The sequence below is a fragment of the Mycobacterium sp. NGS16 genome (genome assembly GCF_059813225.1).
Map to the genome: position 1 here is coordinate 62,598 of NZ_JCALEE010000009.1, position 15,498 is coordinate 78,095.

The window sequence follows — 15,498 nt, forward strand, 5'->3', positions numbered from 1 at the left end:
CACGATCGCGTTACAGCGACTTGCCGACGAGGGAGACCAGGTCGACCAGCCGGTTGGAGTAGCCCCACTCGTTGTCGTACCAGGAGACCACCTTGGCCTGGTTGTCGATCACCTTGGTCAGCCCGGCGTCGTAGAGCGAGCTGTGCGGGTCGGTGACGATGTCGCTGGAGACGATCGGGGCGTCGTAGTACTTCAGGATGCCCTTCATCGGTCCGTCGGCGGCGGCCTTCATCGCCGCGTTGATGTCGGCGATCGAGGCAGACTTGCTCAGCTCGGCGGTCAGGTCGGTGACCGAGCCGGTGGGGATGGGCACCCGCAGCGCGTAGCCGTCCAGCTTGCCCTTCAGCTCGGGCAGCACCAGGCCGATCGCTTTGGCGGCGCCGGTGGAGGTGGGCACGATGTTGACCGCGGCCGCCCGCGCCCGGCGCAGGTCGGAGTGCGGACCGTCCTGCAGGTTCTGATCCTGGGTGTAGGCGTGGACGGTGGTCATCAGGCCCTTGACGATGCCGAACTCGTCGTTGAGCACCTTGGCCAGCGGGCCCAGGCAGTTCGTGGTGCACGAGGCGTTGGAGATGATGTTCTGGCTGCCGTCGTACTTGTCGTCGTTGACGCCCAGCACGATGGTGATGTCCTCATCGGTGGCCGGCGCGGAGATGATCACCTTCTTGGCCCCGGCGTCCAGGTGACCCTTGGCCTTGGCGGCGTTGGTGAAGATGCCGGTGGACTCGACGACGACGTCGACGCCCAGGTCGCCCCAGGGCAGCGCGGCTGGGCCTTCTTTGACCTCCAGCGCCTTGATCTTGGTGTTGCCGACGACGATGGTGTCGTCGCCCTCGAGGCTGACGTCGTGGGGCAGCCGGCCCAGGATGGAGTCGAATTTCAGCAGGTGCGCCAGGCTGGCGTTGTCGGTCAGGTCGTTGACCGCGACGATCTCGATGTCGGTATTGCTGCCCTGGGCTTTCTGCGCGTCCAATGCCCTGAAGAAGTTGCGCCCGATGCGGCCGAAGCCGTTCACGCCTACCCGGACCGTCACTGGTCTCTCCTCGTGTCGCCTAGTTTGCTGGTGTACTCGACGCCAGCCTAGTGCGTGATGGAACCCACAGGTCCTTCGGTACGCCGGACCGGGAACTCGTCGCCGGGTTCGGGCCAGGGTTGGCGGCTGAGCATGTCGGCCACCGCCACGTAGCCGGCTTCGATCAGCCCGGATTGGGCGTCGAGGATGCGGTAGGCCTGCTCCTTGCGGTGAATGGGTTGGCCCTCCAACACGATCACCCGCAGGTCGCCGTCGGCGAAGCGGCAGCGGCGCTGCACCGCCGCCAGCAGCTGCTCGTTGTGCAGGTGACCCTCCCCGAAGTTCCACCCGATCAGCGGCCCGGCGATGATCTCGCCGTCGCGGATGCTGTAGTCGGCTTCGTTCTCGAGTGCTCGCGGCAGCAGCCCGTTGAGCGCGCGGCCGTGCAGGTGCATGGCGCGGAACGCTCCTGCGACCTTGTCGCCCACCAGCTCGGCGGTGGACCGGTCATAGAGCTTGGCCAGCTGGTTGATGACCAGCGCTGAGCTCTTGACGACGTTGGCTTCCAGGATGTCCTCGGCACCGGCGCGGAAGCACCACAAGCTGGTCGCCCAGTTCCCGGCGTAGTAGCGCATCGCCGGCAGGAACGAAATCTGCTGCGGGAACAAGTTTCCCGCGATCGGGAGGACCACCAGGCCGGTGAGCAACAGGGCTAGCAGCAGTGGCGAATGCAGGTCGTACACGCTGATTTCGGCGTGTTGGCCGAACAGGAAGAACAGCGAGAACAGAAAGAACACGTTCCATTCCAACGGCACTCCCATCGGGAGGTTGGAGATGATGTTGAGGTGAAAGATCACCATGAACGCGATCAGCAACCAGCGCCACGGGTGATCTGCGGCGACGAACACCAGCAGCGCCGGCACGATGAACTCGGCGGTGGTGCCCCCGACGTGCGCCATCAGCTGCGGAATCCGGGTGGGCCGCAGGTCGTTCACGTGATCGCGGTAGAGCAGCTGCTTGAAGCGGGTGAAGATTCTCGGCCGCAGTAGAGCGTTATTGCTCATCATCACCGCCACCACGTACGGGAAGTGATGGTTGAGCTTGGATGTCGCGGCGCCCCACCACAATCCGAGGAGGACGATCTTGAACGCGGCCATCTGATCGACGTAGGGGAACAAGAACACCAGCAGCGTCAACCCGTAGTGCTCGGCGCGGGCGGCCAGGAAGATGGTCTTGTCTCGCAGACCCAGCAGAACCAGGGCAACGATCAGCGGGACCACCAGTGTCGGGTTCAGCAGGCCCACCGGCCCGGGATCACCCTGTCCCGGTGACAGCAGCAGCCAGGTGCCGGCGACCAGCACGCTGGCATACAGCGCCACATCGGCGGCGCTGCGGGTGTCCCCACGGGTCAACGGCACCTTGCCCGGCCAGGGCGGCAGCCGGATCGTGTTGGGCCGCAACCAATACAACACACCACCGATCGGTGGCCAGAATCGGCCGGTCAGTGGTCCCGATCCGCAGCCCAGACCCAGGATCTCGAACAGCAGGCTGAAGACGACGGCCTTCTGATACACGATCGGCTGCGTCCACCATTCGGTGATCCGGCCCAGCCCGCCGAGGCCCGGGGTCACCGCGATGACCGCCGCCGCGCCGGCGGTGTAGGCCGCGATCTTGAGCAGGTAGAGCAGATAGACCGCAGACGGGGTGCCGAAACCCTGTTCGGCCCAGTGCCGGCTGCAGACCTGCACCCGGGCCGGCCACGGGGTGGTACGCCATGTCGCGGGGTCCACGTCGGGAACCGACGGTGCGATGAATCCCATGTTGGCCTCACTCCCCTGACTGGTACTTGTTCAGTTATAGCGATACGCGTCCGACGGTGAGGGCGATTCATTCACCGATCGGACCGCACCCGACCCACTGGTCACGCCGCCAGACGGCAGGGTGTTTGCCCGCCTTTCAGCGACAACTCCGACCAGTTCGGTTCCAGCACAGCAGTTGTCGCTGAAAGCCGGGCAATCACCACATAGTCGAGCCGCCCGGCCGCTCGTCACCGGAGCTGGATGCACGCATCCCCTGGCGACCCCTCAGGCGTCTTCGAGCAACTCCGGCGTGACAGCCGACTCGGTGTCCGGGATGCCGTCCTGCTTGGCCTTGCGGTCGGCCATCGACAACAGCCGCCGAATACGCCCGGCCACTGCGTCTTTGGTCATCGGCGGGTCGGCCAGCCGGCCCAGCTCCTCCAGCGAGGCCTGCCGGTGCTCGACGCGCAGCCGGCCGGCCGAGGCCAGATGATCGGGCACCGTGTCACCGAGAATGTCCAACGCGCGTTCCACCCGGGCCGCCGCCGCCACCGCGGCGCGCGCCGAGCGACGCAGGTTGGCGTCGTCGAAGTTGGCCAGCCGGTTGGCGGTCGCACGCACCTCGCGGCGGATCCGGCGCTCCTCCCAGACCAGCCGGGTGTCCTGGGCGCCCATCCTCGTCAGCAGCGCACCGATCGCCTCGCCGTCGCGCACCACCACCCGATCCGCTCCGCGCACTTCGCGGGCCTTGGCGCTGACCCCGAGCCGCCGCGCCGCACCGACCAGCGCCAGCGCCGCCTCCGGTCCGGGGCAACCGACCTCCAGGGCCGAGGACCGACCCGGCTCGGTCAGCGACCCGTGCGCCAAAAATGCTCCCCGCCAAGCCGCTTCGGCGTCGGCGACGCTGCCGCCGACGACTTGGGCGGGCAGGCCGCGCACCGGCCGGCCCCGCAGGTCCAGCAGCCCGGTCTGGCGGGCCAGCGCTTCCCCGTCCTTGGTGACGCGCAGCACGTAGCGGGTGTTTTTGCGCATCCCGCTCGCCGACAGCACGTGCACTATCGCGTTGTAGCCGTACAGGTCGAAGATGTCCTTGCGCAGTCGGCGCGCGATGACACCCAGATCCACCTCGGCTTCGACCACGACCCGGCCGGCCACGATGTGCAGCCCGCCGGCGAAGCGCAGCAATGCCGCGACCTCGGCGCGGCGCGCCGAGACCGAACTGACCACGAGACGGCTCAGTTCGTCCTTGACTTCGGCCGTCATCGCCACGACTTGTCACCTCCCGGCCCGAGCCCGCTCGGTCCACTCACGCCGGATTGCCGGCCCCCGCCCTCGGCCGGCGTCGCGACCGGTGTCGGGATCGTCAGCGACGATGCGCCGGTGTCCCGATCCCCGTCCAGCGCTGCCGCCAACTTTCCTGGGTCATGTAAAGGTGTACCAGGTCGGGCCACGTCGACGAACCGAACCTCCGCCGCGAACAAGGTCGCGGCCCGGCGCAGCTGTTCGCGTTCGCGCTCACTGGGCACCCGCCCGGCGTCGATGATGATGTGGTCGACGGTGAATCCGGGCGCATGCTGGGCCAACACGTGCAAGTGCCGCTCCACCGAGAATCCCGCGGTCTCCCCCGGTTCGGCGACCAGGTTGAGCACCAGAGCGCGCCGGGCCGTGGTGCTCTGCAGCGCCGTCGCCAGCCCGGGCACCAGCAGGTGCGGGATGACGCTGGTGAACCACGACCCCGGCCCCAGTACCACCAGGTCCGCGGACATGATGGCGTCGACGGCCTGGCGGGTGGCCGGCGGATTGCCCGGCAGCAACCGGACCCGGCGCACCTTGCCCGGGGTGGTCGCGATCGCCACCTGGCCCCGGATCACCTCGAACAGCCGCGGGTCGGCGTCGAGGCCGGAGACGTCGGCTTCGATCTGCAGCGCGATCGGGCACATCGGCAGCACCCGCCCCTTGACCCCCAGCATCCGGCCCAGCTCGTCGAGCGCCGCCACCGGGTCGGCCAGCACCTCGTTGAGGCCGGCCAGCAGCAGGTTGCCGATCGGGTGGCCGGCCAGCGCACCGGTGCCGCCGAACCGGTGCTGCAGGATGGTTGCCCACAGCCGTCCGGCGGGGCTGTCGGAGGCCAGCGCCGCCAGCGCCATCCGCAGATCGCCCGGCGGCACCACGTCCAGTTCACTGCGCAACCGGCCCGAGGAGCCGCCGTCGTCGGCCACGGTGACCACCGCGGTGACGTGCGGCGTGAGCCGACGGGCGGCCGACAGTGTCGCGTACAGGCCGTGCCCGCCGCCGAGCGCCACGATGCTCGGGTTGCCGTGGGCGGGCTCAACGCTCATTGGCGCCGCTCCTCCTCATCGCTTCGCAAGCTCCGCTGTGCATCGTCGCCGGCGCAACTCATTCGCGGCCCAGATCCCGGTGCAGCACCCGCACCGACAGCTCGTCCTTGTCGTCCTGGGTGTCCAACCGCGTCGCCAGCGCCTCCGCGATGGCCACACTGCGGTGTTTGCCGCCGGTGCACCCGATGGCCACGGTCATGTATCGCTTTCCCTCTCGTCGATAGCCGCCCACCACCAAGGACAGCAGCCGATGGTAGGCCTCGAGGAATTCGTCCGCACCCGGCTGGCTCAGCACGTAGTCGCGCACCGCCGGGTGCTGGCCGGTGTGCGGGCGCAGTTCGTCGACCCAGTGCGGGTTGGGCAGGAACCGCACATCCATCACCATGTCGGCGTCCATCGGCAGGCCGTACTTGTAGCCGAAGGACTCGACCGTAATGGAGGTGGGCGCGGTCACGGCGTCCCCGCCGAACATCTCCTCGATGCTGGCCCGCAACTCGCGCACACTGAGCACCGAGGTGTCGATGACCAGGTCGGCCACCGCGCGGACCGGTGCGAGCATGACCCGTTCGGCGGAGATGCCCTCGGCCAGCGTCTGTTGGCCCTGCAGCGGATGGCTGCGGCGGTTGTGTTCGTAGCGGCGAATCAGCACGTCGTCGCCGGCCTCCATGAACAGCACCCGCGGATTGATGCCGCGCGTCGCCAGCTCGTTGCGCACTGAGTCCAGGTCTCCGGTGAACCCGGCCGAGCGGACATCCATCACCACCGCCAGCTGGGTGATCCGTGAGCCTGCCGCCAAGCCCAGGTCCACCATCCGGGTGATCAGGTCTGGCGGCAGGTTGTCGGCGACGTACCAGCCCAGGTCCTCGAGCACCTTGGCCGCGGTGCCGCGCCCGGCGCCGGAGAGTCCGGTGACCAGCACCACGTCGATACCGGCGCCGTCACCGGGGCCGGCGACGTCGCGCTCCCGCACGCCTTTAGGTGTGTCCGTGGTCATCCCGACATCCGTTGCTGTTCAGCGGCGCCCGTCGCGCCGTCGGCCCCCAGCGCCTCGAGAACGGCCGCCGCGGTCGCCGCGCCGATTCCCGGGATCGAGGTGAGCTCCTCGACGGTAGCCTTTTTCAACCGTGCCACCGAGCCGAAATGCGAGATCAGCACCTTGCGCCGGTGCTCGCCGAGGCCCGGCACCGCGTCGAGCACCGAGGCGGTCATCCGCTTGGAGCGTTTGCTGCGATGGTAGGTGATGGCGAACCGGTGGGCTTCGTCACGGATCCGCTGCAGCAGATACAGGCCTTCGCTCTGCCTCGGCAGGATGACGGGGTCCGGCTCGGAGGGCACCCACACCTCCTCCAGGCGCTTGGCCAGGCCGATGGTCGCGACGTCGGTGATACCGAGCTCGGCGAGCACCGCTGCCGCGGCATTGACCTGCGGCGCGCCGCCGTCCACCACGTAGAGGTTCGGCGGATAGGCGAACTTTCGTGATTTGCCTTCCGGGGCAAGCACTTCAGGGTCCAGATGGCGACGGAACCGGCGGCGGGTCACCTCGGCGATCGAGGCCACGTCGTCGGAGCGGCCCTCGCCGGCGGCCTCGCGGATCGCGAAGTGGCGATAGTCCGACTTACGGGGCAGTCCGTCCTCGAACACCACCAGGGATCCGACCACGTCGGTGCCCTGCACATGGCTGATGTCCACGCATTCAATGCGCAGCGGCGCATCGGGCAGACCCAGTGCCTCCTGAATGTTCTGCAGCGCAGCGGATCTGGCGGTGAAATCCCCGGCTCGCTTCAACTTGTGTTGTTGCAGCGCTTCTTTGGCGTTTCGCTCGACGGTCTCGGCCAGTGCGCGCTTGTCACCGCGCAACGGCACCCGCAGCGACACCCGCGAGCCCCGCAGGTCTGACAGCCAGCTGACCAACTCCTCGGCGTTGGCCGGCAGGCAGGGCACCAGCACTTCGCGGGGCACCGGATTGGTCGGCTCGTCCGCGGATCCCCCCAGTTCGGCCTGATCGCCGTAGAACTGGGTGACGAACTGCTCGACGAGCTGCTCCAGGGAGTTCTCGGAATCGCCCGGATCGCCGGGCTTTTCGACGATCCAGCCACGCTGGCCGCGCACCCGCCCGCCGCGCACGTGGAACACCTGGACCGCCGCCTCCAACTCGTCGTCCGCGAAGGCCACCACGTCGGCGTCGGTGCCGTCACCGAGCACCACGGCCTGCTTCTCCAGGGCTCGTTTCAGCGCCGAAACATCGTCCCGCAGCCGCGCGGCCCGCTCGAAATCGAGTTGGTCGGAAGCGGCCAGCATCTCCTGTTCGAGGCTGCGAACCAGGCGGTCGGTCTTGCCGGCCAAAAAATCGCAGAAGTCGTCCACGATCCGCCGGTGTTCCTCGGCGCTGACCCGCCCGATACACGGTGCCGCGCACTTGCCGATGTAGCCCAGCAGGCAGGGCCGGCCGATCTGCCGGTGGCGCTTGAACACCCCCGCCGAGCAGGTGCGGGCCGGAAACACCCGCAGCAGCAGGTCCAGGGTTTCCCGGATGGCCCAGGCGTGTGAGTAGGGCCCGAAGTAGCGCACCCCTTTGCGGCGCGGCCCGCGGTAGACCATCAGCCGCGGGTACTCCTCGTTGAGGGTGACCGCCAATACCGGGTAGGTCTTGTCGTCGCGGTAGCGGACGTTGAACCGCGGATCGAACTCCTTGATCCAGTTGTATTCCAGCTGCAGCGCCTCGACCTCGGTGTTGACCACCGTCCACTCCACGCCTGCCGCGGTGGTCACCATCTGGCGGGTGCGCGGGTGCAGGCCGGCGACGTCGGCGAAGTACGACGTCAGCCGCGACCGCAGGCTTTTCGCCTTGCCCACGTAGATGACCCGGCCGTGCGGATCGACGAATCGGTAGACGCCGGGCTCGACGGGAATGGAGCCGGGCGCCGGGCGATAGGTCGCGGGGTCGGGCACGGCTACCAGGCTACTTTCTACGGCGAGCAGGCGTGAAAGCCCCTTTTGTCAGGCGAAACAGCGGGTTTCACCGGGGGCAGCTCCCGTTTGCGGGGGACTTCTCGCCAGGGGGCCGGTAACGCGCGATCAGGGCCCGCAGCGTACGCATGGCCGCCACGGCGTGCTCTTTGTCGGCGGACTGGATGGCCACCAGCGGAATGTATTCGTCGTCGGGCAGCTCCAGCCGGGCCCAGCGTTTGCCCGGCGGGAAGGACACGCCGACCACCTGCGACCACGGGATCAACCGATCGCCGAGCCCGTTGCACACCGACACCCCGGACGCTCCCGCCCGCACCCGGGCCCGCGTCCACAGCAGCAGCGAGCCGGCCACGATGACGCCCAGCACCACGACCGCCACCCGGTCGTAGGTGCGAAAGATCACCCCGCTGGAGCGGATCGTCAGCAGAAAGCTCACCACGACGTGGATCACGACGATCAGGATGGCTGCGCTCCACAAGCCGATGCGCATCAGGCGCGGGCGCACCTGCAGCTCCCACTGCTGGGGCCCGGACGGGCCCGTCACAGCACGGCGCGCAGGTCGCGCAGGGTCAGCGCCGTGCTCAGCGCGGCCGCGGCGGCTTGGGCGCCCTTGTCCTCGGCCGAACCGGGCAGCCCGGCGCGGTCCAGCGCCTGCTGCTCGTCGTTGACGGTGAGCACCCCGTTGGCCACCGGTGTTGCCGCATCCAGCGACACCCGCGTCAGGCCCTGGGTCACCGCGTCGCAGACGTAGTCGAAATGCGGTGTGCCACCGCGGATCACCACGCCGAGGGCGACCACCGCGTCGTGGTTGCGGGCCACCTCCTGGGCCACCACCGGGATCTCGATCGCCCCGAGCACCCGTACCACCGTGGGTTCGGCGACGCCGGCGTCGCCGGCAACCCTGACCGCACCGGCCAGCAGGGCATCACAGATCCGGGTGTGCCAGGTGCTGGCCACGATCGCCAGGCGCACACCGGAGGCGTCGAGCGCCGGCATGTCCGGCACACCGCTACCGCTCACAGCGCTCCGCCGAATTCGTCTGGCAGGTGCGAGGATTCGTCGAAGTCCTCCAGCCCTGTCAACTCGTGGCCCATCCGGTCACGTTTGGTCTTCAGGTAGCGGATGTTCTCGGCGTTGGCTCGCACCGGCAGCGGCACCCGCTCGATGATGTGCAGCCCGTAGCCGTCCAGGCCGACCCGCTTGGCCGGGTTGTTGGTGAGCAGGCGCATGGAACGGACCCCTAGGTCCACCAGGATCTGCGCCCCGATGCCGTAGTCGCGGGCGTCGGCCGGCAAGCCCAGCTTGAGGTTGGCGTCGACGGTGTCGTCGCCGGCGTCCTGCAGCTGGTAGGCCTGCAGCTTGTGCAGCAGCCCGATGCCGCGGCCCTCGTGCCCGCGCATATAGAGCACCACCCCGCGGCCCTCGTGGGCCACCATCGCCAGCGCGGCGTCGAGCTGCGGCCCGCAGTCGCACCGCCGTGAACCGAACACGTCGCCGGTCAGGCATTCGGAGTGCACCCGGACCAGCACGTCGTCGCCGTCGTTGTGCGGGCCGGCGATCTCGCCGCGAACCAGCGCGACGTGCTCGACGTCCTCGTAGATGCTGGTGTAGCCGACCGCCCGGAACTCACCGTGGCGGGTCGGGATGCGGGCTTCGGCGACCCGCTCGATGTGCTTTTCGTGTTTGCGGCGCCACTCGATCATGTCGGCGATCGAGATCATCGCCAGGCCGTGTTCGTCGGCGAAGACCCGCAGCTCATCGGTCTTGGCCATCGCGCCCTCGTCTTTTTGGCTGACGATCTCGCAGATCGCCCCGGCCGGCTGCAGCCCGGCCATCCGGGCCAGGTCGACCGCGGCCTCGGTGTGCCCGGGGCGGCGCAGCACCCCGCCGTCCTTGGCGCGCAACGGCACCACGTGACCGGGGCGGGTGAAATCGTCGGCGACACTGCCCGGGTCGGCCAGCAGGCGCATGGTCGTGGCCCGGTCCGAGGCCGAAATCCCGGTGCCCACATTGTTCTTGGCGTCCACGGTGACGGTGTAGGCGGTGCCGTGCTTGTCCTGGTTCACCGCGTACATCGGCAGCAGGCCGAGCTTGTCGCAGATCGCACCGTCCAGCGGCACGCACAAGTACCCGGAGGTGTAGCGCACCATGAACGCCACCAGTTCCGGGGTGGCCTTCTCGGCGGCGAAGATCAGGTCGCCTTCGTTCTCCCGGTCCTCGTCGTCGATGACGACGACGGCCTTGCCGGCCGCGATGTCGGCAACCGCCCGCTCGACGGTGTCCAACTTCGTCATCTATGCCACCTTGGGTCGTTCGCCGTCGGAGCGCAGCGGATACCTGACGCCCGAGCAGCGGCTTCAGTCAAGTATGAACTACCGCGCGAGCCCAGTCGTAATTCCACCCATCGCACCCAGCGGCGCAGCGTGCCCCGAGGCGGGGAAGCCGAAGCCGGCGACCGCCGCGTGCACCCGGGCGATCGGCGGGCCGAGCCGCTGGTGCTCAACGGTGCGAGCCGCGGAAAGGGGCCGGGTTCGCCGGGCCCGCACCCGCCGCCGACGGCGACGACGAAGCGGTGTGCCGTACTCGAACCTGAACCCGGACGGTGTGCTCGGTTCGGATTACCACGACTGCGCCCTGATACATGAGGGGATGAACCCACAACGCATCATCGACTCCGGCCGCGGCATCAGCCCGCCCTGGACCCCGACGATCGTCGATGCCGCCCAGCATTTCCTGTGCCGCGACAGCTGGTCCCTAATCCCGAGCCAGTAGCCGCTCGACGTATTTGGCGATGACATCCACCTCGAGATTGACCACCGTGCCGACCGGCGCGCGGCCCAGGGTGGTCAGCTCCAGGGTGGTCGGAATCAGCGAGACCTCAAAGAAGTCGTCGGGGTCGCGGCCGAGCGCCGAGACCGTCAGCGAGGTGCCGTCGACGGTGATCGAGCCCTTCTCCACCACGTAGCGGGCCAACGCGGCCGGCAGCGCGATGCGCACCACCTCCCAGTGCTGTCCGGGGGTGCGGGCCACCACGGTCCCGGTGCCGTCGACGTGGCCCTGCACGATGTGCCCGCCCAGCCGGCTGCCCAGCGCGGCCGCCCGCTCCAGGTTGACCCGGCCACCCACCTGCAGTTTGTCCAGGCTGGAGCGGTCCAGGGTCTCCCGCATCACGTCGGCGGAGAACCGGCCGCCGGGCAGCACCTCGACCACGGTCAGGCACACCCCGTTGACGGCGATCGAATCGCCGTGGCGGGCGTCGGAGGTGACGGTGGGTCCGGCGATGACCAGGCGCGCGGCGTCAGCCAGCTCTTCCCGGCCGACCAGCTCGCCCAGTTCTTCGACGATTCCGGTGAACATCACATCAGGCTATGTCGGTGGTAGACCGTCCCGGCAGGCCGGCCTCGATACGATGTCTGCCATGCGCAGACTTCTGATTGCCCTGGCAACCGCCACCACCGCCGCCGCGCTGTTCGCCGGCTGCTCATCCAAGGACAGCGGCGGCCCGTTGCCGGACGCGACGACGCTGGTCAAGGAGTCCGCCACCACCACCGCCGACCTCAAGAGCGCGCACCTGGCGCTGTCGGTAACCGGCCAGATCAAGAACCTGCCGGTCAAGACCCTCGAGGGTGACCTGACCAACGAGCCGACCACCGCCGCCAAGGGCAGCGCGACGATCACCATGCTGGGCAGCGACGTCGACGCCAAGTTCATCGTGATCGACGGCGACCTGTTCGCGGCGATCACCGGAGACGACTACGACAACTACGGCGCCGCCGACAAGATCTACGACGTGGCCGCGATCTTGAGCCCGGACAAGGGGTTGGCCAACATGCTGGCCAACCTCAAGGACCCGAAGGCGCAGGGCCGCGACACCATCAACGGCCAGAAGACGATCCGGGTCACCGGTGAGGCGCCCGCCGACGAGGTGAACAAGCTGGCACCGCAGCTCAAGGCCACCGCCCCGACACCGTGCACGGTCTGGATCCAGGAGGAGGGCGACCACCAGCTGGTGCAGGCCAAGCTCGACCCCAGCGCGGGTAACTCGATCCAGATGACGCTGTCGAACTGGAACGCCCCGGTCAGCGTCGACAAGCCGGCAGGAGCGTAATGCGGGTCAATCGCCGACTCGCGATCAGCGCAGGCAGCCTCGCGGTCCTGCTCGGCGCCCTCGACACCTATGTCGTGGTCACGATCATGCGCGACATCATGGCGCCGCAGCCGGCCGGTGTCGGCATCCCGATCAACAAGATCCAGCAGCTCACCCCGATCATCACCTGCTACCTGCTCGGCTACATCGCCGCGATGCCGCTGCTGGGCCGGGCCTCTGACCGGTTCGGCCGCAAGCTGCTGCTGCAGGTCAGCCTGGCCACCTTCGCGGTCGGCTCGGTGGTGACGGCGCTGTCGACGGACCTGTCGATGCTGGTGGTGGGCCGCACCATCCAGGGCATCGCCAGCGGCGCCCTGCTGCCGGTGACCCTGGCGCTCGGCGCTGACCTCTGGTCGCAGCGCAACCGGGCCGGGGTGCTCGGCGGGATCGGCGCCGCCCAGGAGCTGGGCAGTGTGCTCGGCCCGCTGTACGGCATCTTCATCGTCTGGTTGCTGCGCGACTGGCGCGACGTGTTCTGGATCAACGTGCCGCTGACCGCGATCGCCATGGTGATGATCCACTTCAGCCTGCCGTCGCGGGCCGAGGCCGCCGAAGACGGGGCTCCGCCCGAACGCGTCGACGTCGTCGGCGGCCTGCTGCTGGCGGTGGCGCTGGGCCTGGCCGTGGTCGGGCTGTACAACCCCGAACCCAGCGCCAAGCAGGCCCTGCCCGACTGGGGGCTGCCGGTGCTGGGGGCGGCCCTGGTGGCTACCGTGGTGTTCGCGGTCTGGGAGCGGTTCGCCCGCACCAAGCTGATCGACCCGACCGGCGCCCGCTTCGGGCCCTTTATGGCGGCGCTGGGCGCCTCGGTGTGTGCCGGGGCGGCGCTGATGGTGACGCTGGTCGACGTCGAGCTGTTCGGGCAGGGCGTCCTGGGCATGACACAGAACGAGGCCGCCGGGCTGCTGCTGCGGTTCCTGATCGCGTTGCCGGTGGGTGCGCTGATCGGCGGCTGGATCGCGACCCGGGCCGGGGACCGGTCGGTGACGTTCGTCGGCCTGCTGATCGCCGCCGGCGGCTACTGGCTGATCTCGAAATGGCCCGTTGATCTGCTGGCCTACCGGCACGATTTCTTCGGACTGTTCTCGCTGCCGGCCCTGGACACCGATCAGATGCTGGCCGGCTTCGGGCTGGGCCTGGTGATCGGCCCGCTGACGTCGGCGGTGATGCGGGCGGTGCCGCCCCGCGAACACGGCATCGCCGCATCCGGTGTGGTGGTGGCCCGGATGACGGGCATGCTGGTCGGGATGGCCGCCCTGTCGGCGTGGGGGCTGTACCGGTTCAACCAGATCCTGGCCGGCATCCCGAAGGTTCCCGGGGGCAGCCTGGCCGAGAAGATGGCCGCGACCGCGCACAACTCCAAGCTGGCGTTCGCCATGATGTACGGCGAGATCTTCGGGATCACCGCGCTGGTCTGTGTGGTGGGCGCCGTGCTCGGGTTGTTCATCGGCAGCAACGCCGACCACGCCGAGGACCCGGAGCTGCCCGAAGCGCAAGCCAGCCTCGCCCGCTGAAAGCGGCTCCCAGCCTCAGTTGGGGACCAGCGACAGCAGCAGGTCCGGGCCGATCGGCTCCACCGAGTCGTAGCGCCAGCGCAGCGCCCGGGCGATGCTGGGCACCCCGACGTCGTCGACGGCGGTGATCGGCCCGCCGAGCAGGATCGGCGCCACATAGGCCAGGATGCGGTCGATCGCCCCGGCCCGCAGAAACGCGCCGGCCAGCGTGGGCCCGCCCTCCAGGAGCACGTCGGTGCGGTCCGAGAGCGCCCGCAGCACCTCGGCCGGGTCATGGGTCCGAATCACCATGGTGCGCGAATCATCGTTGAGCACATGCGCGTCGGCGGAGATCTCCCGCTGCCCCACCACCACCCGCAGCGGCTGCCGGTCGGCCAGGGTGCCGTCGGGCAGCCGGGCGGTCAGCGTCGGATCGTCGACGAGCACCGTGCCGGTGCCGACCACGATGGCGTCGGCGGCGGCGCGGCGGCGGTGCAGATCGGCCCGGGCGGCCTCGCTGGTGATCCACTGGCTGGATCCGTCGGCAGCCGCGCTGCGGCCGTCGATGCTGGTGGCGTACTTCCAGGTGACGTGCGGTAAGCCGGTGCGCTGTTTGTGCAGCCATTCCCGCAGCGGCCCGGCGCGCACCGCGTCGGCCTGCACGCCGGCGAGCACCTCGAGCCCGGCCGCGGCCAGTCGCGCCGCCCCGCCCGCCGCCTCCGGGTTGGGGTCGTCGACGGCGTAGGCCACCCGGGCCACCCCGGCGGCCAGCAGGGCGTCCACGCACGGCGGGGTGCGGCCGTGGTGATTGCAGGGCTCCAGCGTGACGACCACCGTGCCTCCGGCGGCCAGCTCACCGGCGCGGCGCAGCGCCACCACCTCGGCGTGGGCCTCCCCGGTCGGGCCGGTGCCGCCGACGCCGACCACCCGCCCGTCCCGGTCGAGGACAACCGCGCCCACCGGCGGGTTGGGATAGGTCTTGCCCTTGACCCGCTGCGCCTGCTCGATGGCGAGCAGCATCGCGGCATCGTGGCCGGCGGCGTCGGTGGCCGGCTTGGTGCTCATGCGCGCAGATGCGGCGACGCGGTGAGGGCTTGGCGGCGCAGCGATTCCACCGCAGCGGCCGGGTCCTCGGCGCTGTAGACGGCCGAGCCGGCGACGAAGCAGTCCACGCCGGCCTCGGCGGCCTGTTCGACGGTGTCGGTGTTGATGCCGCCGTCGATCTCCACCAGGATGCTCAACTCCCCGGCGTCGACCAGCTTGCGGACCGCACGCACTTTGCCGAGCACCTCGGGGATGAAGGACTGTCCGCCGAAACCGGGCTCCACCGACATCACCAGCAGGGTGTCGAAGTCGCGCAGGATCTCCAGGTAGGGCTCCAGCGGGGTGCCCGGTTTGATGCTGAGGCCGGCTTTGGCGCCGGCGGCCCGGATGTCGCGGGCCACCGCGATCGGGTTGTCGGTGGCCTCGGCGTGGAAGGTGACGTTGTGGGCGCCGGCTTCGGCGTACGGCGGCGCCCAGCGGCCCGGGTCCTCGATCATCAGATGGCAGTCCATCGGGATGTCGGTGGCCTTGAGCAGACTTTCCACCACCGGCAGGCCGATCGTCAGATTGGGCACGAAGTGGGCGTCCATCACGTCGACGTGCAGCCAGTCCGCGCCCTTGACGGCGGCGGCCTCCTCGGCGAGCCGGGCGAAGTCCGCCGACAGGATCGACGGGGCGATCATGGGTCGTGACACGA

Annotated in this window: 15 protein-coding genes; 3 read left to right on the top strand and 12 right to left on the bottom strand. The window is 69.3% G+C overall.

The features are described 5' to 3' along the window. Positions 1-10 precede the first annotated feature (10 nt). The 9 genes from gap to AC5Y4Q_RS18115 form a co-directional block, all read right to left on the bottom strand. Entirely contained in the window at positions 11-1,033 is a 1,023-nt protein-coding gene (gene gap / locus AC5Y4Q_RS18075) for a type I glyceraldehyde-3-phosphate dehydrogenase (protein ID WP_064921486.1), read from the bottom strand. Between the two features lie 47 nt (positions 1,034-1,080). After that, positions 1,081-2,832, bottom strand: coding sequence for a DUF3556 domain-containing protein (locus AC5Y4Q_RS18080; RefSeq protein WP_499959856.1), 1,752 nt, complete (start codon positions 2,830-2,832; stop codon positions 1,081-1,083). Between the two features lie 264 nt (positions 2,833-3,096). Next, positions 3,097-4,074 carry a DNA-binding protein WhiA gene (gene whiA / locus AC5Y4Q_RS18085; RefSeq protein WP_109535646.1) on the bottom strand — a complete coding sequence of 326 codons (978 nt, stop codon included), beginning with the start codon at positions 4,072-4,074 and terminating at the stop codon, positions 3,097-3,099. After that, entirely contained in the window at positions 4,071-5,150 is a 1,080-nt protein-coding gene (locus AC5Y4Q_RS18090; protein WP_499959857.1) for a YvcK family protein, read from the bottom strand. Before AC5Y4Q_RS18090 ends, whiA begins: the two co-directional genes overlap by 4 nt. Before the next feature lie 58 nt (positions 5,151-5,208). Beyond that, positions 5,209-6,144, bottom strand: a complete 936-nt coding sequence (rapZ, locus tag AC5Y4Q_RS18095) for an RNase adapter RapZ (protein ID WP_064921490.1) — start codon at positions 6,142-6,144, stop codon at positions 5,209-5,211. Beyond that, positions 6,141-8,099 (bottom strand): excinuclease ABC subunit UvrC, encoded by a 1,959-nt coding sequence (uvrC, locus tag AC5Y4Q_RS18100; protein ID WP_064921491.1) that lies wholly within the window; start codon positions 8,097-8,099, stop codon positions 6,141-6,143. The genes rapZ and uvrC overlap by 4 nt, the downstream gene beginning before the upstream one ends. A gap of 67 nt (positions 8,100-8,166) precedes the next feature. After that, on the bottom strand, positions 8,167-8,607 hold the full coding sequence (locus AC5Y4Q_RS18105; RefSeq protein ID WP_064921509.1) for a PH domain-containing protein: 441 nt from the start codon (positions 8,605-8,607) through the stop codon (positions 8,167-8,169). Between the two features lie 50 nt (positions 8,608-8,657). Beyond that, positions 8,658-9,113, bottom strand: coding sequence for a 6,7-dimethyl-8-ribityllumazine synthase (gene ribH, locus AC5Y4Q_RS18110; protein ID WP_064921492.1), 456 nt, complete (start codon positions 9,111-9,113; stop codon positions 8,658-8,660). Between the two features lie 20 nt (positions 9,114-9,133). Continuing rightward, positions 9,134-10,411, bottom strand: a complete 1,278-nt coding sequence (locus AC5Y4Q_RS18115; protein ID WP_064921493.1) for a bifunctional 3,4-dihydroxy-2-butanone-4-phosphate synthase/GTP cyclohydrolase II — start codon at positions 10,409-10,411, stop codon at positions 9,134-9,136. A gap of 280 nt (positions 10,412-10,691) precedes the next feature. On the opposite strand from AC5Y4Q_RS18115, the gene AC5Y4Q_RS18120 reads away from it, so the two are divergent. After that, positions 10,692-10,889 carry a DUF732 domain-containing protein gene (locus AC5Y4Q_RS18120; protein ID WP_065019351.1) on the top strand — a complete coding sequence of 66 codons (198 nt, stop codon included), beginning with the start codon at positions 10,692-10,694 and terminating at the stop codon, positions 10,887-10,889. Here the strand turns inward: AC5Y4Q_RS18120 and AC5Y4Q_RS18125 are convergent. Beyond that, on the bottom strand, positions 10,872-11,474 hold the full coding sequence (locus AC5Y4Q_RS18125; RefSeq protein WP_064921495.1) for a riboflavin synthase: 603 nt from the start codon (positions 11,472-11,474) through the stop codon (positions 10,872-10,874). The two genes, AC5Y4Q_RS18120 and AC5Y4Q_RS18125, sit on opposite strands and share 18 nt — an antisense overlap. 52 nt (positions 11,475-11,526) lie before the next feature. Between AC5Y4Q_RS18125 and AC5Y4Q_RS18130 the strand changes: the two genes are divergently transcribed. After that, the gene (locus AC5Y4Q_RS18130; protein ID WP_064921496.1) at positions 11,527-12,225 is read left to right on the top strand and encodes an LppX_LprAFG lipoprotein; all 699 of its coding nucleotides are present in this window, start codon (positions 11,527-11,529) and stop codon (positions 12,223-12,225) included. Further along, positions 12,225-13,778 (top strand): MFS transporter, encoded by a 1,554-nt coding sequence (locus AC5Y4Q_RS18135; protein ID WP_064921497.1) that lies wholly within the window; start codon positions 12,225-12,227, stop codon positions 13,776-13,778. Before AC5Y4Q_RS18130 ends, AC5Y4Q_RS18135 begins: the two co-directional genes overlap by 1 nt. A gap of 15 nt (positions 13,779-13,793) precedes the next feature. On the opposite strand, the gene ribD is transcribed toward AC5Y4Q_RS18135, so the two are convergent. Both ribD and rpe read right to left on the bottom strand, forming a co-directional pair. Further along, positions 13,794-14,822, bottom strand: coding sequence for a bifunctional diaminohydroxyphosphoribosylaminopyrimidine deaminase/5-amino-6-(5-phosphoribosylamino)uracil reductase RibD (gene ribD / locus AC5Y4Q_RS18140; protein ID WP_499959861.1), 1,029 nt, complete (start codon positions 14,820-14,822; stop codon positions 13,794-13,796). Next, positions 14,819-15,484, bottom strand: a complete 666-nt coding sequence (rpe, locus tag AC5Y4Q_RS18145) for a ribulose-phosphate 3-epimerase (RefSeq protein WP_064921499.1) — start codon at positions 15,482-15,484, stop codon at positions 14,819-14,821. Before rpe ends, ribD begins: the two co-directional genes overlap by 4 nt. Between the last annotated feature and the right edge of the window lie 14 nt (positions 15,485-15,498).

Bases quoted from the DNA above. Each gene is read 5' to 3' on its own strand.
- whiA (WP_109535646.1), bottom strand. From the start codon at position 4,074: ATGACGGCCGAAGTCAAGGACGAACTGAGCCGTCTCGTGGTCAGTTCG.
- AC5Y4Q_RS18135 (WP_064921497.1), top strand. From the start codon at position 12,225: ATGCGGGTCAATCGCCGACTCGCGATCAGCGCAGGCAGCCTCGCGGTC.
- AC5Y4Q_RS18115 (WP_064921493.1), bottom strand. From the start codon at position 10,411: ATGACGAAGTTGGACACCGTCGAGCGGGCGGTTGCCGACATCGCGGCC.
- AC5Y4Q_RS18090 (WP_499959857.1), bottom strand. From the start codon at position 5,150: ATGAGCGTTGAGCCCGCCCACGGCAACCCGAGCATCGTGGCGCTCGGC.
- AC5Y4Q_RS18125 (WP_064921495.1), bottom strand. From the start codon at position 11,474: ATGTTCACCGGAATCGTCGAAGAACTGGGCGAGCTGGTCGGCCGGGAA.
- AC5Y4Q_RS18080 (WP_499959856.1), bottom strand. From the start codon at position 2,832: ATGGGATTCATCGCACCGTCGGTTCCCGACGTGGACCCCGCGACATGG.
- ribH (WP_064921492.1), bottom strand. From the start codon at position 9,113: ATGCCGGCGCTCGACGCCTCCGGTGTGCGCCTGGCGATCGTGGCCAGC.
- ribD (WP_499959861.1), bottom strand. From the start codon at position 14,822: ATGAGCACCAAGCCGGCCACCGACGCCGCCGGCCACGATGCCGCGATG.
- rpe (WP_064921499.1), bottom strand. From the start codon at position 15,484: ATGATCGCCCCGTCGATCCTGTCGGCGGACTTCGCCCGGCTCGCCGAG.
- AC5Y4Q_RS18130 (WP_064921496.1), top strand. From the start codon at position 11,527: ATGTCTGCCATGCGCAGACTTCTGATTGCCCTGGCAACCGCCACCACC.
- rapZ (WP_064921490.1), bottom strand. From the start codon at position 6,144: ATGACCACGGACACACCTAAAGGCGTGCGGGAGCGCGACGTCGCCGGC.
- AC5Y4Q_RS18105 (WP_064921509.1), bottom strand. From the start codon at position 8,607: ATGCGCATCGGCTTGTGGAGCGCAGCCATCCTGATCGTCGTGATCCAC.